The sequence below is a fragment of the Shimia sp. W99 genome (assembly GCF_053851455.3).
This window is the reverse complement of record NZ_JBSQBU020000001.1, coordinates 2,816,683-2,839,220: the sequence shown is the minus strand read 5'-3', so window position 1 is coordinate 2,839,220 and position 22,538 is coordinate 2,816,683. Positions and strand designations below refer to the sequence as shown.

At 60.2% G+C, this 22,538-nt stretch carries 15 protein-coding genes; 6 read left to right on the top strand and 9 right to left on the bottom strand.

Annotated features, from left to right (window positions below):
• Positions 1-149: 149 nt before the first annotated feature.
• The 4 genes from ACS3QZ_RS13795 to ACS3QZ_RS13780 form a co-directional block, all read right to left on the bottom strand.
• Positions 150-1,106: a PLP-dependent cysteine synthase family protein gene (locus tag ACS3QZ_RS13795; protein ID WP_456038361.1), complete on the bottom strand. Its 957-nt coding sequence runs from the start codon at positions 1,104-1,106 to the stop codon at positions 150-152.
• 66 nt (positions 1,107-1,172) lie between these two features.
• Positions 1,173-2,201 carry an L-threonine 3-dehydrogenase gene (gene tdh, locus ACS3QZ_RS13790; RefSeq protein ID WP_456038360.1) on the bottom strand — a complete coding sequence of 343 codons (1,029 nt, stop codon included), beginning with the start codon at positions 2,199-2,201 and terminating at the stop codon, positions 1,173-1,175.
• Positions 2,202-2,215: 14 nt separating this feature from the next.
• Positions 2,216-3,403, bottom strand: coding sequence for a glycine C-acetyltransferase (locus ACS3QZ_RS13785; RefSeq protein WP_456038359.1), 1,188 nt, complete (start codon positions 3,401-3,403; stop codon positions 2,216-2,218).
• A gap of 153 nt (positions 3,404-3,556) precedes the next feature.
• Positions 3,557-4,120 (bottom strand): helix-turn-helix domain-containing protein, encoded by a 564-nt coding sequence (locus tag ACS3QZ_RS13780; RefSeq protein WP_456038358.1) that lies wholly within the window; start codon positions 4,118-4,120, stop codon positions 3,557-3,559.
• Positions 4,121-4,257: 137 nt separating this feature from the next.
• On the opposite strand from ACS3QZ_RS13780, the gene ACS3QZ_RS13775 reads away from it, so the two are divergent.
• The gene (locus tag ACS3QZ_RS13775; RefSeq protein ID WP_093091983.1) at positions 4,258-5,433 is read left to right on the top strand and encodes an acetyl-CoA C-acyltransferase family protein; all 1,176 of its coding nucleotides are present in this window, start codon (positions 4,258-4,260) and stop codon (positions 5,431-5,433) included.
• Between the two features lie 166 nt (positions 5,434-5,599).
• Here the strand turns inward: ACS3QZ_RS13775 and pbpC are convergent, their stop codons facing one another.
• Positions 5,600-7,645: a penicillin-binding protein 1C gene (gene pbpC / locus ACS3QZ_RS13770; protein ID WP_503457500.1), complete on the bottom strand. Its 2,046-nt coding sequence runs from the start codon at positions 7,643-7,645 to the stop codon at positions 5,600-5,602.
• Positions 7,642-13,077: an alpha-2-macroglobulin family protein gene (locus ACS3QZ_RS13765; protein ID WP_456038356.1), complete on the bottom strand. Its 5,436-nt coding sequence runs from the start codon at positions 13,075-13,077 to the stop codon at positions 7,642-7,644. Before ACS3QZ_RS13765 ends, pbpC begins: the two co-directional genes overlap by 4 nt.
• Positions 13,078-13,224: 147 nt before the next feature.
• Here ACS3QZ_RS13765 and ACS3QZ_RS13760 point away from each other — a divergent pair, with 147 nt between their 5' ends.
• Complete coding sequence (locus ACS3QZ_RS13760; RefSeq protein WP_456038355.1) at positions 13,225-15,447, top strand: response regulator; 2,223 nt, start codon at positions 13,225-13,227, stop codon at positions 15,445-15,447.
• On the opposite strand, the gene yaaA is transcribed toward ACS3QZ_RS13760, so the two are convergent.
• From yaaA to ACS3QZ_RS13745, 3 genes are all read right to left on the bottom strand, one after another.
• The gene (yaaA, locus tag ACS3QZ_RS13755; RefSeq protein ID WP_456038354.1) at positions 15,432-16,205 is read right to left on the bottom strand and encodes a peroxide stress protein YaaA; all 774 of its coding nucleotides are present in this window, start codon (positions 16,203-16,205) and stop codon (positions 15,432-15,434) included. The two genes, ACS3QZ_RS13760 and yaaA, sit on opposite strands and share 16 nt — an antisense overlap.
• Before the next feature lie 30 nt (positions 16,206-16,235).
• Positions 16,236-18,275: a DNA helicase RecQ gene (recQ, locus tag ACS3QZ_RS13750; protein ID WP_456038353.1), complete on the bottom strand. Its 2,040-nt coding sequence runs from the start codon at positions 18,273-18,275 to the stop codon at positions 16,236-16,238.
• Between the two features lie 84 nt (positions 18,276-18,359).
• Entirely contained in the window at positions 18,360-18,641 is a 282-nt protein-coding gene (locus ACS3QZ_RS13745; RefSeq protein ID WP_456038352.1) for a YggT family protein, read from the bottom strand.
• Between the two features lie 124 nt (positions 18,642-18,765).
• Between ACS3QZ_RS13745 and ACS3QZ_RS13740 the strand changes: the two genes are divergently transcribed.
• From ACS3QZ_RS13740 to ACS3QZ_RS13725, 4 genes are all read left to right on the top strand, one after another.
• Positions 18,766-19,302 (top strand): acyl-CoA thioesterase, encoded by a 537-nt coding sequence (locus ACS3QZ_RS13740; RefSeq protein WP_456038351.1) that lies wholly within the window; start codon positions 18,766-18,768, stop codon positions 19,300-19,302.
• 56 nt (positions 19,303-19,358) lie between these two features.
• The gene (locus tag ACS3QZ_RS13735; protein ID WP_456038350.1) at positions 19,359-20,744 is read left to right on the top strand and encodes an MFS transporter; all 1,386 of its coding nucleotides are present in this window, start codon (positions 19,359-19,361) and stop codon (positions 20,742-20,744) included.
• Between the two features lie 89 nt (positions 20,745-20,833).
• Entirely contained in the window at positions 20,834-21,640 is an 807-nt protein-coding gene (gene mepA / locus ACS3QZ_RS13730) for a penicillin-insensitive murein endopeptidase (RefSeq protein WP_456039343.1), read from the top strand.
• A complete protein-coding gene (locus tag ACS3QZ_RS13725) occupies positions 21,613-22,515 on the top strand; it encodes an esterase-like activity of phytase family protein (protein WP_456038349.1) in 903 nt (300 codons plus the stop codon). Before mepA ends, ACS3QZ_RS13725 begins: the two co-directional genes overlap by 28 nt.
• Positions 22,516-22,538: the final 23 nt, after the last annotated feature.

Genomic DNA, 22,538 nt, shown 5'->3' with positions numbered 1-22,538 from the left:
CGGGTAAAGGCCGCTACGGTAACACACGGCGATTTCGGGCGGGAATCACATCGATACCGACGCAATACCGACGTGTTACCGACGCGATACCGATCACCAAACCCTTGCAAACAAGGGCCGTTAACCATTTCAGGCCCATTCGGCCGCGCTCAGGCCCACAAATCCGTGCTGAGATACTTCAATCCGCTGTCACAGATCACGATCCCGACCACCCCGCCGCGCTCCGGCCCGGCCAGCAGATCCAGCGCCGCCGCCGCATTGGCCCCGGCGGAAAACCCGCCAAAAATCCCTTCTTCGCGCGCCAAGGCCCGCGCCGTCTCCCGTGCGGCATCTCCCGTGACCGAAAGATAGCCATCCACCTGACAATCCTGCAGAAATTCCAGATCGGCCATCGCATAGCCACCGCCTTGAATCGGATGATCCGGACGTGTCACCAAGCCCCCGGCAAGGGCCTCGGCGCCCTCGGGTTCCACGACATAGCCGCGCAATTTCGGGTTGCAATCCTTCAGCGCGCGGATGGTCCCGGCAAAGGTGCCCCCCGACCCGGCAAAATCAACAAAGGCCGTCAGGCTGCCATCACTGTCGGCCCACATCTCCGGCCCCGTGGTTTCGAAATGTGCCCGCGCATTCCCGGCGTGATGAAACTGATCCGCCCTAAAGGCCTGTCGCTCTTCAACAATTTCCCGAGCCACCCGATCGACCTCGGCAAGATCGCCGCCCGAAACCTGCCCCGGCACCGACCCCGGCAGCTGGTCCACCAACACCACCTCGGCCCCCAAAGCGCACATCATTCGCGCCCGCTCAACCGAGTTCCCCCGGCTCATCACCGCCACGAAAGGATAACCCTTCAACCCGCAGACAATCGCCAGCCCGGTCCCCATATTGCCACTGGTCAACTCGACCACCGTTTGCCCGGGCTGCAACGCGCCGCTGGCCTCTGCCATCTCTATGATGCCCTTGGCCGCCCTGTCTTTCTTGGAAAATCCGGGGTTCAGGTAATCCAGCTTGGCAAGGATACGCCCCTCCAGCCCGCGCGCCTGCACCAGCCGGTCCAGCCACACCGACGGCGTCCCGCCAATCACGTCCATCAGGGAATTCGCGGCCATGCCCTCTTCCTTTTGCCAAAAATATCCTGGGGTGAATGGGCCAGCGGCCCAGAGGGGCAACGCCCCTTACCGCCAGTTCAATACCACTTTCCCAGAAGTCCCTGACTTCATTGCCAAAAACCCTTCGCGAAACTCATCCACACCAAATTGGTGCGTGATCACGCGGCTGACATCAAGCCCGTTCTGCAACATGGCGATCATCTTGTACCAGGTCTCGAACATCTCGCGCCCATAGACGCCCTTGATCGTGATCGCCTTGAACACGATCCGGCTCCAGTCCACCGGCGACTTGCCCGGCGGTATCCCCAAAAGCGCGATCTTGCCCCCCATCACCAGCGCCTCGACCATCTGGTCCAGCGCGGCCTGTGACCCGGACATCTCCAGCCCCACATCAAAGCCCTGTTTCATCTTCAATTCGGCAATCACGTCCTGCAAATCTTCGCGCGCCACATCCACCGTGCGCACTGTCGGCACCACATGTTCAGCAAGTTTTAACCTGTCCGGATTAATATCCGTGATCACGACATTGCGCGCCCCGGCATGACGCGCCACCGCAGCCGCCATGATCCCGATCGGTCCGGCGCCAGTGATCAGCACGTCTTCGCCCAACAAATCAAAGCTCAAAGCCGTGTGCACTGCATTGCCCAACGGGTCGAGAATGGCCCCGATCTCATCCGGAATATCGTCCGGCAAGGGGACAACATTGAATGCTGGCAGGCGCAGGTATTGTGCAAACGCCCCCTGTTCATTCACCCCGATCCCGCGCGTCCCCGGATCAAGGTGGAACTTCCCTGCGCGGCTCTGGCGGCTTTCCGTGCCGATCAGATGTCCTTCGCCCGACACCCGCTGACCGATCTCCAGCCCAGTCACATCCCGACCCAGTTCAACGATCTCTCCGGCAAACTCGTGCCCGGTGATCAAGGGCACCGGAACCGTATGCGCGGCCCACTCATCCCAATTCCAGATATGGATATCCGTGCCACAGATCCCGGTCTTGTTCACCCGGATCAGAACGTCATCCGGTCCGATCTCGGGCACGGGCGCCTGCACCATCCAAAGCCCCTCACGCGGCTCGGACTTCTCAAGTGCTTTCATGGTGTTAGGCCTGTTCATTGGATCACCCCCAGCGCGCGCCCGACCTTGCCAAAGGCGGCCAGCGCCCGATCAAGTTCTTCGCGTGTCAAAGCCGCGTTCATCTGCGTGCGAATGCGCGCCTGACCGCGCGGCACCACCGGGAAAAAGAACCCGCTCACATAGACGCCTTCGTCGAACAGACGTGCGGCCATGTCCTGCGCCAACTGCGCCTCGCCCAGCATCACGGGAATGATCGGGTGCTCGCCCGGCAGAATGTCAAATCCCAGCTTTTCAAGACCCGCACGCCAATAGGCGGCGTTTTCAAACAACCGGGCGCGCATGTCGGCGCCTTCTTCGACCAGTCGGATCGCCTCGATCCCGGCGGCCACGATGCTGGGCGGCAGCGAGTTGGAAAACAGATAGGGCCGCGCGCGCTGCCGCAAGAGATCAATCACTGGCTGCGGCCCCGCGATATAACCGCCGATGGCCCCCCCAAGTGCTTTGCCCAGCGTCCCCGTGAGGATGTCCACATCCACCCCGAAATGATCCGGCGTACCCGCCCCGTTCGGCCCCATGAACCCGGTCGCGTGACAGTCATCCACCATCACCAGCGCCTCGTATTCCCGCGCCAGCCGCGTGATTTCGGGCAGGTTGGCAAGGTAGCCATCCATCGAGAAAACACCATCCGTGGCAATCATCACATGCCGCGCACCTTCGTCTCGGGCGTGTTTGAGCGTGGCCTCCAAATCCGCCATATCGTTGTTCATGTAGCGATAGCGCTGCGCCTTGCACAGCCGCACACCGTCAATGATCGACGCGTGGTTGAGACTATCGGAAATGATGGCATCCTCGGGGCCCAGCAGCGGTTCGAACAGGCCCCCATTGGCATCGAAACAGGCAGCGAAAAGAATGGCGTCATCCTTGTTCAGGAACGCCGCCAGCTTTTGCTCCAACTCTCGGTGGATATCTTGCGTTCCACAAATGAATCGCACCGATGCCATTCCGAAACCGCGCGGCTCCATCGCGTCCTGCGCCGCCTTGATGAGCGCCGGGTGATCGGCCAGCCCGAGATAGTTGTTGGCACACAAATTGATGACCTCGCGTTCCCCCACCATGATCTCGCCACCTTGGGGCGAGGTGATCATGCGTTCACGCTTCATGAGCCCCTCGGCCTCAATGGTGTTCAGCGTTTCGCGGATGTGGGTCAGGAATGCTTCGGACATTGGTTCCTCCATGATTCTGGAAGGTAATCTATCATAGCGGATGCGCCTCCGAAATAGAAGAATTTCACTATTTAGGAAAAAATCCAAAATAACGGATTCAGGCGACGCAACGCATCGCCCGCTAGACATGAGTGCAAAAAAGTAGAGGGGAACTTAGGCGTCCCGTACCACCAGGAATACGCGCGCAGGGCCGCCGACCGCGCGGATGCAATGCGTCACGTCTGCGGCGTAGCGGGCCGTATCCCCGGCACCAAGCCGTTGCGTCGCCTCACCCGACGTGATGTCCACGCAGCCGTCGATCACGCTCAACTGTTCACGGGCACCGCGCGTGTGGGGCTTGCTGTCCAACTCACCGTCAGGGGCAAAATGGATGTCATAGATCTCGTGCTTCCCGGCATCCTCGGGGGGCGACAGGATGCGTATCGAGCAACCTTCGCCGCGATTCTCGATCGTCGGCACCTGTCCGTCCCGCAGCACTTCTATCCTGTCCGCCGTTGTGCTTTCCTCCAGCAGCCCGGCGAAATCCACCTGCAAAGCCTTGGTCAGGTTCCACAGCGTCGCGATGGTCGGACTCGATTCGCCCCTTTCGATCTGGCTCACCATTGAACGGGACACGCCCGACAGTTTGGCGACCGCATCAAGCGACAATCCCTGTTGGCGCCGGGCCTCTTTCAGACGGCTCGGCAACAGGCCGAGGATATGGGAATCGTTGGACATTCTTCCTTCCTGCCCATGACGCGGCGTCGCTGTCAATGCACGCTGCGTCGCAGCGACCATTCGCGCCTTAACAGCTACGGACCAAATCAGTAGGGTACGCGTGCTTGAGAGTAACTATCACCACAAAGGACATCCATATGTCGGATATCGTAATTTTGGGCGGCGCACGCACCGCCATTGGCACTTTTGGCGGCGCGCTTGCCAACACCACCCCCATTGAACTGGCCAAGATCGCCTCGGAAGCAGCCATGCAGCGCGCCGGTGTCGAGCCGGGCCAGATCGGAAATGTCGTGTTCGGCCACGTCATCAACACCGATCCCCGTGACGCCTACCTGTCGCGCGCGGCAGCAATCGAAGCCGGTGTGACCAACACGACCCCGGCGATGAACGTGAACCGTCTTTGCGGTTCGGGCGCACAGGCGATCGCCTCTGCCACGCAATCGCTGATGCTGGGCGATGCCGATTTCGCTCTGGCAGGCGGTGCCGAAAGCATGAGCCGCGCCCCCTATATTGTCCCCTCGCAGCGCTTTGGCGCCAAGATGGGCGACGTCAAGACGCTCGACATGATGCTCGGCGCGCTGACCTGCCCGTTCGGCACCGGTCATATGGGTGTGACCGCCGAAAACGTCGCGGATGAACACGATGTCACCCGCGAAGACATGGACGCCTTTGCCGTGACCAGCCAGGAACGTGCGCTGGCCGCCATCGAGGCTGGCTATTTCAAGGACCAGATCGTGCCGGTTCCGGTCAAGGTCAAGCGCGACATGGTCGATTTCGTCACCGACGAGCACCCCAAGGCATCGACCATGGAGTCGCTGGCCAAGCTGCGCCCGGTCTTCCGCAAGGACGGTCGTGTGACCGCAGGTAACGCTTCGGGCATCAATGACGGCGCAGCCGCTGTTGTTCTTGCTCGTGCCGACGCGGCCGAAAAGGCGGGCCTGACGCCGAAATTCCGCGTGCTGGGCTATGCGCTGGCAGGTGTCCGCCCCGAAGTGATGGGCATCGGCCCGATCCCGGCGGTTGAGAACCTGATGGCGCGCACCGGCCTGTCGATTGCCGATTTCGACGTGATCGAGTCCAACGAAGCCTTCGCTGCGCAGGCCATTGCCGTGAACAAGGGCCTCGGCCTCGACACCGCCAAGGTCAACCCGAACGGCGGCGCCATTGCGCTGGGCCACCCGGTTGGCGCCACCGGCGCGATCATCACCGTCAAGGCGATGTATGAACTCGAGCGTATCGGCGGCTCCAAGGCGCTGATCACCATGTGCATCGGCGGCGGTCAGGGCATCGCGCTTGCGATCGAGCGCATCTGATAACATGGCCCGGCGCACAATGCGCCGGGCCTTTTTCTATCCCGTTCGCACCCTTGAAACCTGAAAGTGTTTCGCTGCGAAGGGGCGTGGCAGGCGTCCGGGCACCCTTGGTACCGACGTAATACCGACACGATACCGACGTTTTACCGACGCGGTGATTTCGGGACTATTCCATCCAGATTTCCACCCGGTCGGACCGCCCCAGCGCATCAATCACAGTGATGGTCGAGGCCCCGCTTTCCGACAATGGAAGCTGGATATCGCGCCGCCGCACACCCGTCGCCAGGGGCGCCCCATTGGCCAGCACCGAAAACGGTTTCTGCCCGTTCTTGACCTTGATCGTCAGCCCTGCTCCGGTTTTTGACAAACGCGCGCCATTGGGCGGAAAGGCCAGCTTCACGGCGTCCTCCGCTGCCGAGAACACCGCTTTGCGACTCCGAAATTTCCGTAAAGGTTCAGGGAGTTGTGCGTTTCCAAGCAGGATGGTTTCAGGCGGCGGAGGCCCCAGCGGCTCCAGCGTCGGTTTCAGCCTTTGGAACATATCAAACAGCACCGGTGCGGCCACCTTGGCGCCGAAGGCGCCGGGAACGGGTGTGCCGTCGGGGCGTCCGATCCAAACCCCGGCCACATGCCGCCCGTCATACCCGATCGCCCAGGTATCCCGGTGACCATAGCTTGTGCCGGTTTTGTAGGCGAGCCGGTTGTGCTGGGCTCCGGTGGGCGGCGCGATGCCCGACAGGATATGCCCAAGATGCCAGGCCGCTGACCGGCTCATAACCCTCTGACCGGAAGGGGGTTTTTGACCCAAACGCCAAGTCAGTTCCCGCGTGATGCCGCCGTTGGCCTGCATCGCGAACAGCTGCACCAACTCTTCCAATGACACGCCGACCCCCCCAAGCGCCATCGCCAATCCTGGCTTTGCTCCCGGAAGTTGCGGATCCAATCCGGCTTTGCGCATCGCGGCCATCAGGTTGGCGGGACCGAGTTCATCCATGAGCAAGATGACAGGAATATTCAGCGAATATCGCAGAGCTTCTGAAATCTTCAACTCTCCCCGAAAAGTCCCGTCGAAGTTCTGTGGCGCGTATTTGCCAAATCGAACAGGGCGGTCGTTGATCATGGTCTCGGGATGGATCAAACCCTGGTCGAACGCCAATCCATAAACCAGCGGCTTGAGCGTTGATCCGGGCGACCGGCGCGCGCGGGTCATGTCCACGAAACCCTGTCGATGATCGTTCTGCCCATAGCGGGCCGATCCGACCGATGCGAGAATTTCGCCCGTCTCGTGGTCGGCCACCACCATCGCAATCGAAAGGCGTTCTCCCAGGCCAAGAAGCGCATTCTTTGCAAGGGTTTCAAGAGACAGCTGCAGGGGTTTGGCTATGCTGAGGTGATGAATCCGCGCGTCGCTTTGAGTTTGCGTAGCACGGTCAGAAAGATGGGCCGCAACTGTCGGAAAATCGTGTCGCGAAGCAGGAATAGGTTCGCTCTGAGCCGCTTGAAGATCTCCCTGAGAAAGCACACCGGCGCGAGTCGCGCGCTCCAGAACCCGAGTCCGCGCGCTCTGTGCGGCGCGGCTGTGTCGATCGGGGCGCCTTGCGTTGGGGTTTTGTGGCAAGGCAACCAAAAGCGCGGCCTGCGCAGGCGTGAGGCGCGAAGGTTCCTTGTTGAACCAAGCCAATGAAGCCGCCCGAATGCCCTCGATATTCCCGCCAAAAGGCGCATGCGTGAGATAAAGGGCAAGGATGTCATCCTTGGATAGTCTCTGTTCCAACGCGAGTGCCACACGAATCTGGCGCAGTTTCCCCGGCCATCTACCTGTACCGGAGTCCTCCATCAGGCGCGCGACCTGCATGGTCAGCGTGGAGCCGCCGGACACGATACGCCCACTAATCAGACCCTGCCACGCCGCCCGCAACGCCGCGCGCGGGTCGACGCCTGAATGCTGAAAGAACCGTTTGTCTTCATAGGTGATCAGCATCCGCAGATAGGTTTGGTCTACCTGTTCCGGGCGCGCGCCCAGGCGCCAGATACCGCCATCAACCGTATAGGCGCGCAGCAGTTCGCCATGTCGGTCCCGCACCTCGACAGAAGTGTCCGCGAGAAGCGGAGGCAGGTCGGTTTCATGTACCCACTGGTCAAACCCATCCCGAAGGCCCGCCCCCAAAAGAAGCAGGCTGATGAGAAGAAAGGGCAGGGCCCGGCGCATCACTCCTGAACGATCAACTGGCCGGCTGCGGTGCGGGCGCGGTACTGGGGCCGGTACATGTCCTCGACCGAGGCCGCCGGGTGATGGTACGTGCCGGGCGACACGGCGCGCACGACATAGGCCAGCTGAAAGGCATTGTCTGAGCGCCAGTCAACCGCCGCGAGGAAGCGATCCGAGCGGAACTCGCTGTGGTCGGCATAGGCCGGATCAAGCCAGTCGAGTTCCCGCACGTCGCCGCTCGCCAGAAGGTTTGGATTGTCGATTTCAAACCCGGCCGGCAACGGGTCGTTGACCATCAATCGCGCACCGCCCTTTTCAAACGGATCGACCGTGAGCACCACGACAAAGCGATCCCCCGACCTTACATTGCTCGGGTCCATCGGAGTGCCGTCCATTGCGAAGTACTGACGGTCAAGCGTGTAGCCATAGCCTCCTTTTTCCACCGGATAGCTCGGCACACCGAGCGTGGTCAGGGTGATGTCCGTGCTCGTGTTGCCATCGTTTCGGATTTGCATCGGGTTAGAGAGCATATCCTGTTCCAGCGCCCGCAACAGGGGGCCATCAATCGGCGCGCCGTTGAGGCTCAGGTTGTTCAGGCTGTCGTCGTCGATCAGCGCATGTGCCGCCATCAGGGACCAGACTGATTCCTGCGTCGACAGCGTCCGTCCCGGTGCCGACACGCGGCTGGCAAGTTGGCCACGATCAAATGCGGTGCTACCGGATTCCACGGCCAGTGTCAGTACCCCGGCTGCATCACGCAGGCGCGTGCCATAGTCGGCCCGCCATAGCTGTGACGGGGTTTCGGACCAGAGCTGTTCCACCTGCCGCGCCGCCTGCCGAAACATGTGATCGGCCCGCGTCTGATCGCCATAATAGGCAAGCGCTGCACCAAGCTGGGCTGCCGCCAGCGGTGTTGCAAAGGCCTCGGATTTTACATCCGCATAGTAGCGCAGATCTCCCATCGCGGCCGCACCCTCACGTGCCAGAACCAGCAATGCATAGGCAATGTCTTCCCCGCCTTCATCGAAATCGGGCGCATAGTTGATACGGTTGCGCAGGTTGTCCATTGCCTGACGGAACGCCAGGTCGGGCACGTTGTACCCCTTGCCACGCGCCCGCGAGAGGAAATCGCTGACATAGGCATCTAGCCAGAAATCCCCGCTTTCGGCCCGCCAAAGCCCAAAGGCGCCGTTACTTGCCTGACGGGTCAGAACGCGCTCGACCGACTGGTCGATCCGTTCCTGCACCTTGTCGCGGCTTGCCAGACCCAGCGCGCTCGTCACCGTGTCGAAGTAGAGCAGGGGCAGGGCACGCGAGGTGACCTGTTCCGTGCAGCCATACGGATAGCGGTCCAATGCCTGCAACAGCCCCGGCGCGTCGAACCGCGCCAGCGCCCCCGAAGAGATCACGGCAGAGCCGGTGCCAGGTCGCAGGTTGGCGAACAGGTTGGCATCCACGGTCAACGTGTCGCCCGCCGCCAACTCAATTCTCTGAGTGCTGCTGATCTCGGGGTCATTGGCCCGGACGGGCATGACAAGAGATTTGACCAACTGCTTGCCGTCCGGCGTGGTCAATGCAACGCGAATGTTGTGATCGCCAACGTCCAGCGCCGTGACCGGGATGCTCAGGCGCTCTGTTGCCTGTTCGACAACAGAGATACCCGAAGGAATGCTTGCTGCATCCAGAGCAATACCTTCGGCAACCACATCCAGACCCATGCGCCCTGTTGGACCCTCGGCATGTACGATTTCGAGCAAAAGCCGGCTGGTATCTCCGGGGGCAAGGAAACGCGGCAAGCTGGCGGTCACAACGACCGGGTTGCGCACGAGCACGTCCACTTCGGCCTGACCGACTGCACTCGGACTCCAGGCGATCGCCATCAGGCGTACAGTTCCGTTGAATTCTGGCAGGTCGAACGAAACCATTGCCGTCCCATCGGCACCGACTTCAACCGGGCCTTCGAAATAGGCAATAAGTTCCTCGGTTGGCGGTGGCGAGTCGAATTGAGTGCCCGAAGTGGCATCCCCCCCGGATCGCAAGGCGCCCATGTTGCCGTTCATGCCATCAATCAGGCGGCCATAGATGTCGCGCACTTCCATGCCCAGCCGACGCTGGCCAAAATAGTGCCCCGACGGGTTCGGGCTTTGAAAGCCGGTCAGGTTCAGGATACCAAGATCAACCGCCGCCAGCGTGACATAGGCTGTTTCCCCAGGGCGGATGCCCTCGACGCTGATGCCGACATCCAATGCGCCGTTGGGTGCGGTTTTCTCCGGCGCCTCAAGCGTGACCGCAAGCTGTTTTGCGCCGGGGTCGATCTTGGCATAGCTCAGGCCCAGCGCGCGCGCCGGGTTCTGCCCGGCAGGGGCGTCGGCGGGGCGGATCACCGACGCCGTCACATAGGCCCCGGCCCCCCATTCATCGGTGACATCCAGCGGGATCAGGTTTTCCCCTTCGCGCACTTCGACGGCCTTCATTGCGATCAGACGGTTGGACATGACGGTCACAAGCGCCGTCCCGGCAAAGCGGGGCACCACGCGCAAGGTCGCTGTTTCTCCGCTACGATACCCCGGCTTGTCGAGTGAAAGTTCAAGCGTATCTGGTGTGTCCGAAGCGTCTGCAGGTGCATACCAGCCCGCATAGAAGTCGGTGGAACTTACTGCGAAATCGCCATCGAGCTGCTCAACCACGATTTCATAGCGGCCCCATTCGACCGGCGCGCTGACGTCGATCGGCTGCCCGGTCATGGCCACCTCGCCGCCCGCCACGCGGGTACGCGTTGTGGTCGGTTCCCACTCCCAGCTGCCATAGAGTTGATACCACTGGTAGGTGGTGCGCACTCGATTTACGCTCCAACGCAGTTTCATCGGCTGTTGTGACAGGTCAGCGCCCAGAGCGACAATCCTGAAACCGGCCTCGGTGCCTTCGGCCACGATATTATCTTCAAACGCGGGCTTAATTCCGATCATGGGGCCGGTGGGGGCCACGGCATGCGAAATCTTTCGCTCAACTGGTCGTCCCGAGCCTTCCATGACGCGCACGGTAATATCAGCCCTGAGCGGGCGGCCGTTGGCATCGACGGTTGGGAAGGGCAGGAACACTTCGGCCTTCCCGTCCGCGCCGGTTTCGTCCCCACCAAAATACTCGGTGCGCCGGTCAAAGCGTTCGTCATAGCGCCCAAAGTGGTAGCCCTTGAACCCCTCCACCTCGTCGCGCGCGCCCAAGGTCAGATTGCCCTCAATCGCCAGCCCCGCGCCGGGCGCACCAAACAGGTAGCGTGCTTCAACCGATAGGGGGGCCGGGTCTTCCATGTCCAGCGGTGCATCGGGCAAGGTCAGTTCAAAGTCGATCCGTTCGGGCAAGAAGTCTTCGACCAGCACCTTTGTCGTTGCCAAAGGGGCCGCGTCGAGATCGGATTTGAACGCGATTTTCCAAGAGCCGCGCGGGACAGTTGACCCGGTCGGCATGGCAAAGACATGCCCACCTGCGGAGTCTTGCGTTGATACGTGGCGCGCATACTCCACGCCATCCGGGCGCGTGAGGATTGCGGTCAGAGGTAATCCGGGCAGGGCCTCGGCCACATCGCCACGAACGAGCGCGGTAGCATGGATCGTTTCACCGGCCCGATAAGCGCCACGGTCGGTCGCGACAAATACATCGACAGGGGGTGCGGGCGGGCGGCCTTCGACACCGCGGTCGGAGAGGTCGAAAGCGGGATCGGTCAGCGACAGGAACGACATGTCGTCACCGTCTTCCAGCAACACCAAGGCCGGCGCGGCCCCGTTCGTACCGCGCGTCAGACCGGCCTCGAACCGCGCATAACCGTTTTCATCGGTCGTGACGTTGCCCAAGACCCGGTTGGCGCGGGACAAGAGGGTCACGCGAGCACCGCTGCGCGCCTCGGCCCGTGCAAGTCCGCGCACAAAGACATGCAGCCCATCCGTTCCGCTGAGCGTGGTGACGCCCAGATCGGACAGCACGAACCATTGTGTGCTTGAGGTCTCGTCATAGGTGTCCGCGCCGAGCAGATCGGCCGTTAGCGCGTAAACACCCGGCGGCAGGTCCGCGATGGCCTCGCCCACGGGCAGGCGTGTTGTCATCGTCTGGTTCAGGGTGTTCTGAACCACCCCGGTTCCGGTCCAGACGGTTTCAGCGACATCGCGGCTGAAATCCTCGATCTGCCAATAGGAAAGCGGTTTGCCGAAATAGCTGTCCTGAATGGCGCGCAACAGGTTGCGGTCACTGACCCGTTGTAAAGTAAGATCCACCTTGTCCAGATTCACAGTTTCAATCGGCAAACCGGCGTCTGCACTTCGGAGCAAGACATAAGCGCGCCCCGGAAAGGCCACGCGTGGGCTGCGGTCGCGCACATAGACCGAAAGGTCGATATCCTTAATCAACGCCTCGCCGCTTTCCGCAGGAAGCCCCGCGCGGAAAGTGAAGGTGTAACGTTGTCCATGTTCGACACCGCTCAGGCAGATTTTGCGGTCGCTGGCCTGAACCGCGATCCTCTGATCCGGGCGCTTGACGTAATCGGCGTAATCGACCCCCGATTTGGCCAGCGGTTCGTTGAACTCGGCACAAGTGCGCGGGTCTTCCGGGTCACTTTCGACGCTGTGTTCGATGATGCGGAACCCGTACTTTCCGATGGCGCTCTCCAACAGGCTCACCACGTCGCCGCGCGGCTGGATCGACTCGGCCAGACGCAGCGCGCGTAGCATGGCTTGCCCGCGTTTGCGTTCTTCGAGAAGCGTCGCCATCTGGACCAGGATACTCACGCGCGATGGATCGGAGGATGCGCGCAGATATGCGTTGATTGACGCCGACAGGGCGCGCGCGCGGTACTTGCGGGTCGTCGAGCTGTTCGCGCCATTGGCAACGTTGTTCAGGCGCGCGTAATCCATCCACAGGTCAGCCGCATCGGATTTACTGACCGCGCCGCCCATCCAGCGCATGGCGCTTTCGGTATTGCCTTCCTGTTCCCGTGTCCGTGCCGTTTGCACCATCTCCTGAACGTCCCAAGGACCGGCTGCATGAATGCGACCAATGTTCAGCGCAAGGTCGGCGGCCTGCGCCAGGTTAGAGGAACTGAGGAACCCGAGCTCTTTTGCGCGGATTTCGGCGCGCGATTTGAGACTGGCTTCGGCATCGTAAACTGTTGCCGAAATGGCCCCTTCATAGGGCTGCCTGTCACTGATGGCGCTTTTGGGGAAACAGGCGTTCGAGCGGGAATTGAATGTGAAAGCAACGCATCGCGTATCGGACAGACAGGCTTTAACGCAGGCGTCATAGGTCGTGTCGAACAGGTTCTCTAGATCCGATCCGTAAAAATCGACATCGCGGCTGACCACCACGCGCCGGTCGGGTACAAAGCTCTGCTGTGCGTGCGCAGTTTGAACGATGAACAGGCTTGTCAGTGCCGCAATGAACCAACGCATGAATATCTCCCTTGTCGAATGAGGCTATCGTGCCACGCGGTTTCCCGATCACGCAACGATTCAAATGCTTTGCCCAAGTTTAAGCGGATGTTCACCCGCATTGCGGATGCTGCGGAGAATCAAATATGCGATTCCGGGGAAGGGCACATGTCGCTAACAAAAAAACTTGCGGATGAACGCAGGGCTCGCCTGGCGGCAGAGCGTTTGCTGGAATTGAAGCAGGCGGAACTGTTCGCCGCCAATCGCAAACTTGGAAAGCACGCGGCCGAACTTTCCAATGAAATCGTGGAAACCCGGGCAGAGGTCGCCAACGTCATCAACGAGAACAAGAAGGTAAAATCCGACCTTCAGGTCGCGAACGAAAAAATCGAAATTGCCGAGCGGCGGCTTTGGCTGTCGATCGCGTCGATCCGTGACGGGTTTGCCTTTTTTGACGTGGAAAGCCGGATGATCGCGGCGAACCCGTCCTATCTTTCTGTTTTTGACGGTCTGGAAGGCGTCCGCCCTGGCATCACCTATTCCGAGATTTTGCAAGCCATCACGGATGAAGGCATTTTCAATATTGGGGATACGCCCGCGTCTGAGTGGCGTCAGATGATGCAGGAACGCTGGCACCAGCCGACCCCGGAACCGATCGTGCTGCGCCTGTGGAATGGGGAATACATCAAGCTGATCGACCAACGCGGGCATGGCGGCGACATCGTCAGCCTTGCCCTGAATATCACCGATACGGTGCGCTACGAAGCCAAGCTCAAGCGCGAGCAGCAAAAAGCCGAAGCCGCCAGCCGGGCCAAATCGGCCTTTCTTGCCAACATGAGCCACGAAATACGCACCCCCATGAACGGTGTTGTCGGCATGGCGGACCTGTTGATGGACACGTCGCTAAGTGAAGAGCAGCGGCTTTTTGTGTCCACGATCAAGAATTCTGGCGAGGCGTTGCTGGTGATCATTAATGATGTGCTGGATTATTCGAAGATCGAGGCCGACAAACTCGACCTGCGACCGGAACCCTTTGATCTTGAGCGGTGCATCCACGAGGTCATGACGCTATTGCAATTGTCGGCACGGCAGAAGGGTGTCGACCTCATCGTGGACTACGACCTTTTCCTGCCGACAATTTTCGTGGGCGATCCGGGCCGGATGCGCCAGGTTCTGACGAACCTGATTGGCAATGCCGTCAAGTTTACATCGCACGGGCACGTCATGGTGCGGGTCGTTGGCGTAGTGCGCAACAAAGGCGGCGAAGCCGAGTTGCATATTACCGTGCAGGACACAGGGATTGGCATTCCGTCGGACAAGATCGATCATATTTTCGGGGAATTCAACCAGGTCGATGAGGCACGCAATCGCGCCTTTGAAGGGACCGGGTTGGGGTTGGCGATCACCCGGCGGCTTATCGCCCTTATGTCGGGCGAAATCTGGGTGGATTCCGTTGAGGGCGAGGGATCGAATTTCGGGCTGCGGTTGACCCTGCCGGTGGACGAGAATTGCGATGGCTTGCCGACGCCCTTGCCCAGCAGTATCCGCCATGTGCTGATCGCGGACGAAGCCGAGATCAATGGCCAGTTGCTCAAGCGGCAGCTGGAACAGATGGGCGCGCGGGTGTCGCTTTGTGCCGCTGGTGACAAGGCGTTGCAGCTTGCCGAACAGGTCGATCTGGTGCTGATCGATCAGGACCTGCCGGAAATGGTCGCGCTTGAGATTGCAGAATCCTTGCGCGCGCGCGCATTGGATGTTCCGATTATCGTGCTGGGATCTGATCTTGCGTCAATTGCAGGTGATGAGCGTATGATGCTGGTGCAGGGAAGTTTGAACAAACCGGTTTCTCGCGGAGACTTGTTCGCACGGATCGCGCAGGCCGTTCAGCCGCAACAATTGGTGGACAAGCCGTCCGAGCCCCCGGCCTCGCCGAACCTGTTGCGCCCAATGCGGTTGTTGGCGGCCGAGGACAATAAAACGAACCGGCTGGTGTTCAGTAAGCTAATGAAATCGCTGGAAATGGAGATCGAATTCGCCACAAATGGGGAAGAAGCTGTTGCCCTTTATCAATCGTTTTCTCCAGACATCGTGTTCATGGACATCTCGATGCCGAAAATGGATGGCAAGGAGGCGACCCGCCACATACGCGAAATGGAAGGTGCCACTGACAAGCACACACCGATCGTGGCGCTGACCGCGCATGCGGTCGATGGTGACAAGGAGGGCATTCTGTCGGCCGGACTGGACCATTACCTGACAAAGCCGCTGCGCAAGGCTGCGATTTTCGAAATGATTACGCGGTACCGGCCTGACGATGTGATCGACCCGTTTGTCGAAGACGTGGCCGTCGCTGACTCTCCAATCGACACGATGGCTCAGGCTTCGGGGTAGTCGCGCAGGAATACCAAACGATCGCCTTCTGACATTTCGGGCTGATAAGCGTAGCCGCCAAGGTCGAAATCCTTGAGACCCTCGGGATCGGTCAAGCGGCGCTGGATTACATAGCGTGCCATCGAACCGCGGGCCTTCTTGGCGAAGAAGGACACGATCTTGGCGGTTCCGTTACGCTCTTCCATGAAAACGGGGGTAATGATGCGCAGGCCCAAGGCTTTTGGATCAACTGCGCCGAAATACTCCTGGCTGGCGCAGTTGACCAATGTGTCCGTGCCAAGTGCGTCTGCCTGTTGACGCAGGGCCTTAGCAGGCGCGTCGCGCCAGTAGTCATAAAGGTTTTTGCCGCGCCGGGTCTTCAACCGGCTGCCCATCTCCAGGCGATAAGGCTGAATGGCGTCCATCGGGCGCAACACCCCATAGAGGCCCGACAAAATGCGTAAATGTTCCTGTGCCCAGGACATTTCTTCCGCGTCGAGGCTGCTGGCCTCAAGGCCGATATACGTGTCGCCCGCGAATGCATGAACCGCCGGTCGTGTCGTGAATGCGTCGGGGTCGGCTTCGAAAACCTTGAACCGATCGCGGTTCAACCGCGCCAGATCGGGGCTTAGGTCCATCAGTTTCTGTAGATCACCCAACGTGAGATTACGCGCAGTCTTGGCCAGACGCATCGCGTCTTCTTGAAACGCAGGACGGGTTGTCTCTCCTTCAACAGGATCCCAGTTCAGCCGTTTTGCCGGGGAAACCACGATCAGCATTCGCACCTCCAGTTGTGTTGCGCCCAAGACCTAGCTCGCTTCGGTCAGGACGTCCAGAAAGGCCGATGCAAATCGCGCGGCACGTTTTTCACCCAACAATCGCGCCATGTCGTCTTCGTCGCGAGGTTTGGTGTTGGCAACTTTTGCCAGGAGTGACGCGGAACAGGTCATCGGTTTGTCGATCCCGTCCGGACCACGCACCAATGCGGCCTGTGCTTCGAGCAGACGATCGTAGAGCGTGGCTTCGTTGCGACCTGCTATCTTGCGGCGGCTAGGGTGCATCTCGGCGGCTTCCCCGTTGATCACGGCGAGGAAGGCGTCGCCGTAATTGGCCAGTTTCTTGGCGCCAACCCCGTTGACATGGGCCATGTCATCCAGAGACGCGGGGCGTTTCTCGGCCATTTCGATCAATGTCCGGTCGTTGAAGATCACATAGGCCGGCACCTTTGCGGCCTCGGCCAGCGCCCGCCGTTTGGCCTTGAGCGCCGAGAGCAACGGCGCGTCTTCTTCGTTCACCAGCATCTTGGCAGCGGGGCGACGTGCTGCTGTCTTGATCGTGTCACGGCGCAGGGAAACACTGTCTTCGCCACGTAGGACTGGCAGAGCGGTATCGGTCATGCGCAGCGCCCCATGGCGTTCAGGATCGGGGCGGATCAGGTCATGGCCCATCATCTGCCGGAACACGGCCTGCCACTGACGTTTGTCGAACTCGCGCCCTACGCCAAATGTCGGCAAAGCATCATGGCCACGCTGGCGCACCTTGTCTGTATAGTTGCCCAAAAGGATATCGATCAGATGCCCCGAACCGAACCACTCCCCGGTGCGTAATATGGCGGAAAGCGCCTTGCGCACCGCCTCGGTGCCGTCAAACACATCTGCCGGGTTGTCGCACAGATCGCATTTGCCACATTCGACCTCGGTTTCCCCGAAATAGGTCAGCAGGGTTGCACGGCGACACTTAAGGGCTTCGGCCAAACCGAGAAGGGCGTTGAGTCGCGCGTGATCGGCGGCGCGCCGTTCGGGCGGCGCGAGCCCTTCATCAATTTGTGAGCGACGCAGTCGGATGTCATCCGGCCCAAACAGGGTCAGGGTTTCGGCGGGTGCCCCATCGCGTCCTGCGCGCCCGATTTCCTGGTAATATGCTTCGATCGATTTGGGCAAATCCGCGTGAGCGACCCACCTGATATCGGGCTTGTCGATCCCCATGCCAAAGGCCACGGTTGCAACGACGATCAGCCCGTCTTCGCGCTGAAACCGGGCCTCGGTCTCGCGGCGCTCGTCGGGGTCCATGCCGCCATGATAATGCAGCGATAGGTGCCCTTCTTGGCGCAAGGCCGCTGCAAGGGATTCTGTTTTCGCGCGGGTGCCACAATAGACGATACCGGACTGCCCTTTGCGGGCGGCGGCGAATTGCAGGATCTGGCGCCGAGGATTGTCCTTGGCCGCAAAAGCCAAGTGAATGTTGGGACGGTCGAACCCGTGCAGGAAGGATTCCGGCGTTTTCCCATCGAAGAGCCGTGCTATGATTTCTTCGCGGGTTTCGGCGTCCGCCGTCGCCGTGAATGCAGCCAGTGGAACGTCGAGCGCGCGTCGCAACTCGCCGATCCGCAGGTAATCGGGGCGGAAGTCATGACCCCACTGACTGACGCAGTGGGCCTCGTCCACCGCGATCAACCCAACGCCGATCCGGCGCAACATGCCAAGCGCAGCCCCCGAGGCCAACCGTTCGGGCGCGATATAGAGCAGTTTGAGCCGCCCGGCTTCCAGCGCATTCCAGACGTCGGCGGTTTCATCTTCTGTATTACCGGAAGTCAGCGCGCCGGCCTCGACCCCGGCTTCCCTTAGGGCGCGTACCTGGTCACGCATCAGGGCAATCAGGGGTGAAATCACAACCGTCACGCCGTCCCGCATCAAGGCCGGAAGTTGGAAACAAAGCGATTTGCCACCGCCGGTTGGCATGATCGCCAACACGTTGTCGCCGCGCGTTACGGCGTCGATGATTTCCTGCTGGCCGGGTCGAAAACTGTCGAACCCGAAGACGTCACGCAGAACCGTGGCAGCGGCGCACATGAAATAACCCGTGTTTGTTGGTTTGTCTGCTCGTTAGAGCTGACAATCCCATAACCGGATTCGCTGAACAAGCCCCGAAGAGGCTCAGAACAGTATGGCGGGCAGGATATAGTCGCGCAGCGAAATGATGATGATGAACGCCACAAGCGGCGCAAGGTCCAGCGGGCGCGTATCGGGAAGGATGCGTCGGATCGGCGTATAGATCGGTTCAAGAAGGCGGTTCAGTCCGGTCCAAATCTGCGCAACGATCGGCTGGTGCAGGTTCAAGACCTGAAAGCTGATCAGCCAACTCATGATGATATGGGCCAGCATGATGAAAAAGGCCACGTCGAGGATCAGCCGCAAGGGGCCGTAGATCGCCATCATGAGGGTATTCCTTCCGTTCGTTGCGCCACAGTTAAGCACCTGCAGGCAAAAGCACAAGTCTGCCGCAAGGTTGTGGTTGACCTTTGCGGAAAGCGGGCAAAGAACGAACGCAAAGGAGAACGCGATGTACCCCTATGTCCGAATGGTCAAGGAACTGATCAAAAACCGCAGGGCGGCGCCATTGCCGCTGACCGGGACGCATGTTTCGACCCATCGGTGCTGGCCATGGGATATCGACATGTGGGCCGAATTGAATAACGGGCGGACGCTGACGCTATATGATCTGGGGCGTATTCCGATGGCGCAGCGGATCGGCCTTATCGGGGTGCTGCGGAAAACCGGGTGGGGTCTCACCATGGCGGGGGTCACGGTACGGTATCGCCGCCGAATTCGGACCTTTGAAAAGGTCGAAATCCGCAGTCGCGCGCTCTGCTGGGGCAAGCGTTTTATCTATATTGAGCAATCCATGTGGAAACAGGATGGCGAATGCGCCAACCACGCGCTTTATCGCGCGGCTGTCACGGACAAGAACGGGATCGTGGCGCCGGCGCGGGTCCTCGAGGCAATGGGGCGCGATGAAGCTTCGCCCGACGCGCCCGAATGGGTGCGCCGATGGATTGACGCCGAGGCCGAGCGTCTCTGGCCGCCGATGCAGGATTAACTTGCTATTGTTCCGCCGCGCTTGTCTAAATGGTTAAAAATACCAGAGGGATGGGGATGACAGACGTTTCGGCGCGCAAGCGTATTTGGGGCTGGTGGTTTTTTGACTGGGCCAGCCAGCCTTACAATACACTGGTTCTGACTTTCATCTTCGGCCCCTATTTTGCATCGGTCGTGACTGAGTCGCTCATGGGACAGGGGGTTGAATCCGATGCGGCCAAGGCGCAGGCGCAGGCCTATTGGGGCTATGGGCTGACAATTTCCGGCGTTTTCATTGCCGTGATGGCCCCCATTCTCGGGGCGTTTGCCGACAGTACGGGCAAGAGGATGCGCTGGGTCTGGTTGTTTTCCATCATGTACGTTCTGGGCGCTTACATGCTGTGGTACACAGAGCCGGGCAACTTCGATATCACGATGACGCTGATTTTCTTTGGCATTGGTCTCATCGGGATGGAGTTTGCCACGATCTTCACCAACGCCATGTTGCCGTCCTTGGGCAGCAAGGAGCAGATCGGCGAGATTTCCGGGACAGGCTGGGCCTGGGGCTATGTCGGGGGTGTTGTAGCGTTGGCGATCATGCTTGTGTTGTTCCAGGCGGGCGTAAATGGCAAGACGATGGTCGGGCTGACACCTGCGCTGGGGCTCGACCCCGCCACCAAGGCGGACACGCGCGTTGTCGGGCCGTTGACCGCGCTTTGGTACGCGGTCTTCATGATCCCGTTTTTCCTGTGGGTCCGCGAACGCCCGGACCCGAACCACACACCGCACAAGGTGGGCGCGGCGCTTTGTGACTTGTGGAAAACCATCGTGAATCTACCCAACCATCCCAGCCTTCTGGCCTATCTGGGTGGGTCGATGTTCTACCGCGATGCGCTCAACGGCATGTATACCTTTGGCGGTATCTACGCGCTTGGCGTTCTTGAGTGGTCGATCATGGAGGTCGGTATCTTTGGGATTGTGGCGGCACTGACCGGAGCGTTGTTCGCGTGGATCGGTGGCAAGGCGGACCGTGCGCTTGGCCCCAAACCGGTGATCGTGACCTGCATTGTGACCCTGCTGTTCACTGCGATTCTGGTGGTTGGCATTTCGCGCGAGGCTATTTTCGGTGTGGTTCTTGAACCGGGATCGGCGCTTCCCGACATCCTGTTTTATGTGGCAGGCGGTTTGATTGGCGCGGCCGGAGGCGCCTTGCAATCGGCAAGCCGGACCATGGTGGTGCTGCAATCCAACCCCGAGCGAATGACAGAGGCCTTCGGCCTTTATGCTCTTTCAGGCAAGGCGACCACTTTCCTTGCGCCGGCGCTGATCGCGCTGGCCTCTGACATAAGCGGAAGTCAGCGCTTTGGAGTGAGCCCGCTGATCGGTCTCTTTCTTCTCGGGTTGATCCTGCTAGTCTGGGTGAAACCGGCAGGAGATCCCACAAAATGGTCCGCCTCTTCCTGATCCTGAGCGCCGCCGTCTTTCTGGTCGGCTGTAAGTCCGAAACAGAAAGCCAGGCTCGTGTATCGACACAGGCTGCTGTACCAGCGTCCATGAAAGGCGTGGAGGCGCGGCAGTTGTTCGGGGCCAAAGCACAGGGGTCACGCCAGTCGGCCGTGCCCTATGGTAGTTATTCCAAGGGCTGTTTGGCTGGTGGGGTGCAATTGCCGGAGTCTGGTCCGACATGGCAAGCAATGCGCCTGTCGCGTAACCGAAACTGGGGATACCCGCAGACAGTTGATTTCATTCGCGACCTGTCCTCCTTTTCTGCGACGCAACCGGGATGGAAGGGGCTCTATGTCGGGGATATCAGCCAGCCGCGCGGTGGGCCGATGCTTTCGGGGCACCGCAGTCACCAACTTGGGCTCGATATTGATATCTGGATGCTGCCGCCCCAACGGTTGAACCTTTCGACCAAAGAGCGGGAGAGTATTTCGTCAATCTCGATGCGCAAGAACAAGGGGGCCTATGTCAACAGCAAGTGGACCCGGCAGCATCACGAGATTCTCAAGGCAGCGGCCAGCGACCCGAGAGTTGCCCGGATTTTCGTCTTTCCCGGTGCCAAGGTGCAGATGTGCAATGACGAAAAAGGTAACCGGGCCTGGTTGCGCAAGATCCGGCCTTGGTGGGGGCACCACTATCATTTCCATGTGCGCCTGAACTGTCCCAAGGGTGCGAAGGGGTGCGTTGATCAGAACCCACCGCCTGCCGGGGATGGCTGCAACGATGCGGAGAAGTGGGTGCAGGACATCCTGTTCCCGCCGCCACCAGACCCGAACGCACCCAAGCCGAAACCCCGCCGCGAACTCCAGATGGCAGACCTTCCGCGCCAATGTATAAACGTCTTGCAGTCGCCGTAATCGCCGGATTGTTCTTTGTCGGACTGCAAACGGGCCGTGCGAGCGGACCGGCACAGCATGCGCAGTTGCTCTCCGTGACTCGCTGGCAAATCCCTGAAGGCTGGTTCGGGGGGTACTCTGGCCTGATCTTGTCCGAAGACGGAAAAGAGATGATCGCGCTTTCCGATCGGGGGCACTTCGTGAAGGCGACGTTGACGCGCTCGAAGATGACATCGATGCGCGTTGAAAACGTGCATGCGTACAAGGTTTTGAACAGCGGCGGTGAATTTGAGCGAAATACTGGGCTGCGGGATTCCGAGGGGCTGGCGCGGCAGACTGACGGGCAGCTTGTTGTCTCTTTCGAGGGAAGCCACCGTATCGAGCGCTTTCGTCAACCGGGCGAAAGCGCGCAGCGTATGCCATGGTCCCGTGCGCTGAACGCTATGGTGCTGAATGGCGGTTTCGAAGGTATCGCCGAAGACGCAGAGGGGCGGCTTTACGCCTTTCCCGAGCTCCCCATCGGGGCCGATGACCGGATGCATGGATTTCGGCTTGAGGGCAATGTCTGGCGGCAGCGATTTATTCTCAAACGCGATAAACAGTTTCAACCCGTAGGTATGGATTTCGGCCCTGATGGCCGCCTTTACCTTCTTGAAAGGGGGTTCAACGGGCTTGGTTTTCGGACACGAGTGCGCAGCTTTGCCATGTCCGGCGACAGGTTGCACGACGAAAAGCTGTTGTTTCACAAAGGGGTAGGCGTCCACGATAATCTCGAAGGGCTGTCGGTCTGGCGGGATGAGCTTGGCCGCATTCGCCTCACGATGATCTCGGATGACAACTTCCGCCTGCTCCAGCGAACCGAGATCGTCGAATACGTCGTGATCAAAACCCCTTGATTTAAGGCGTTTCGCCCGTTAAA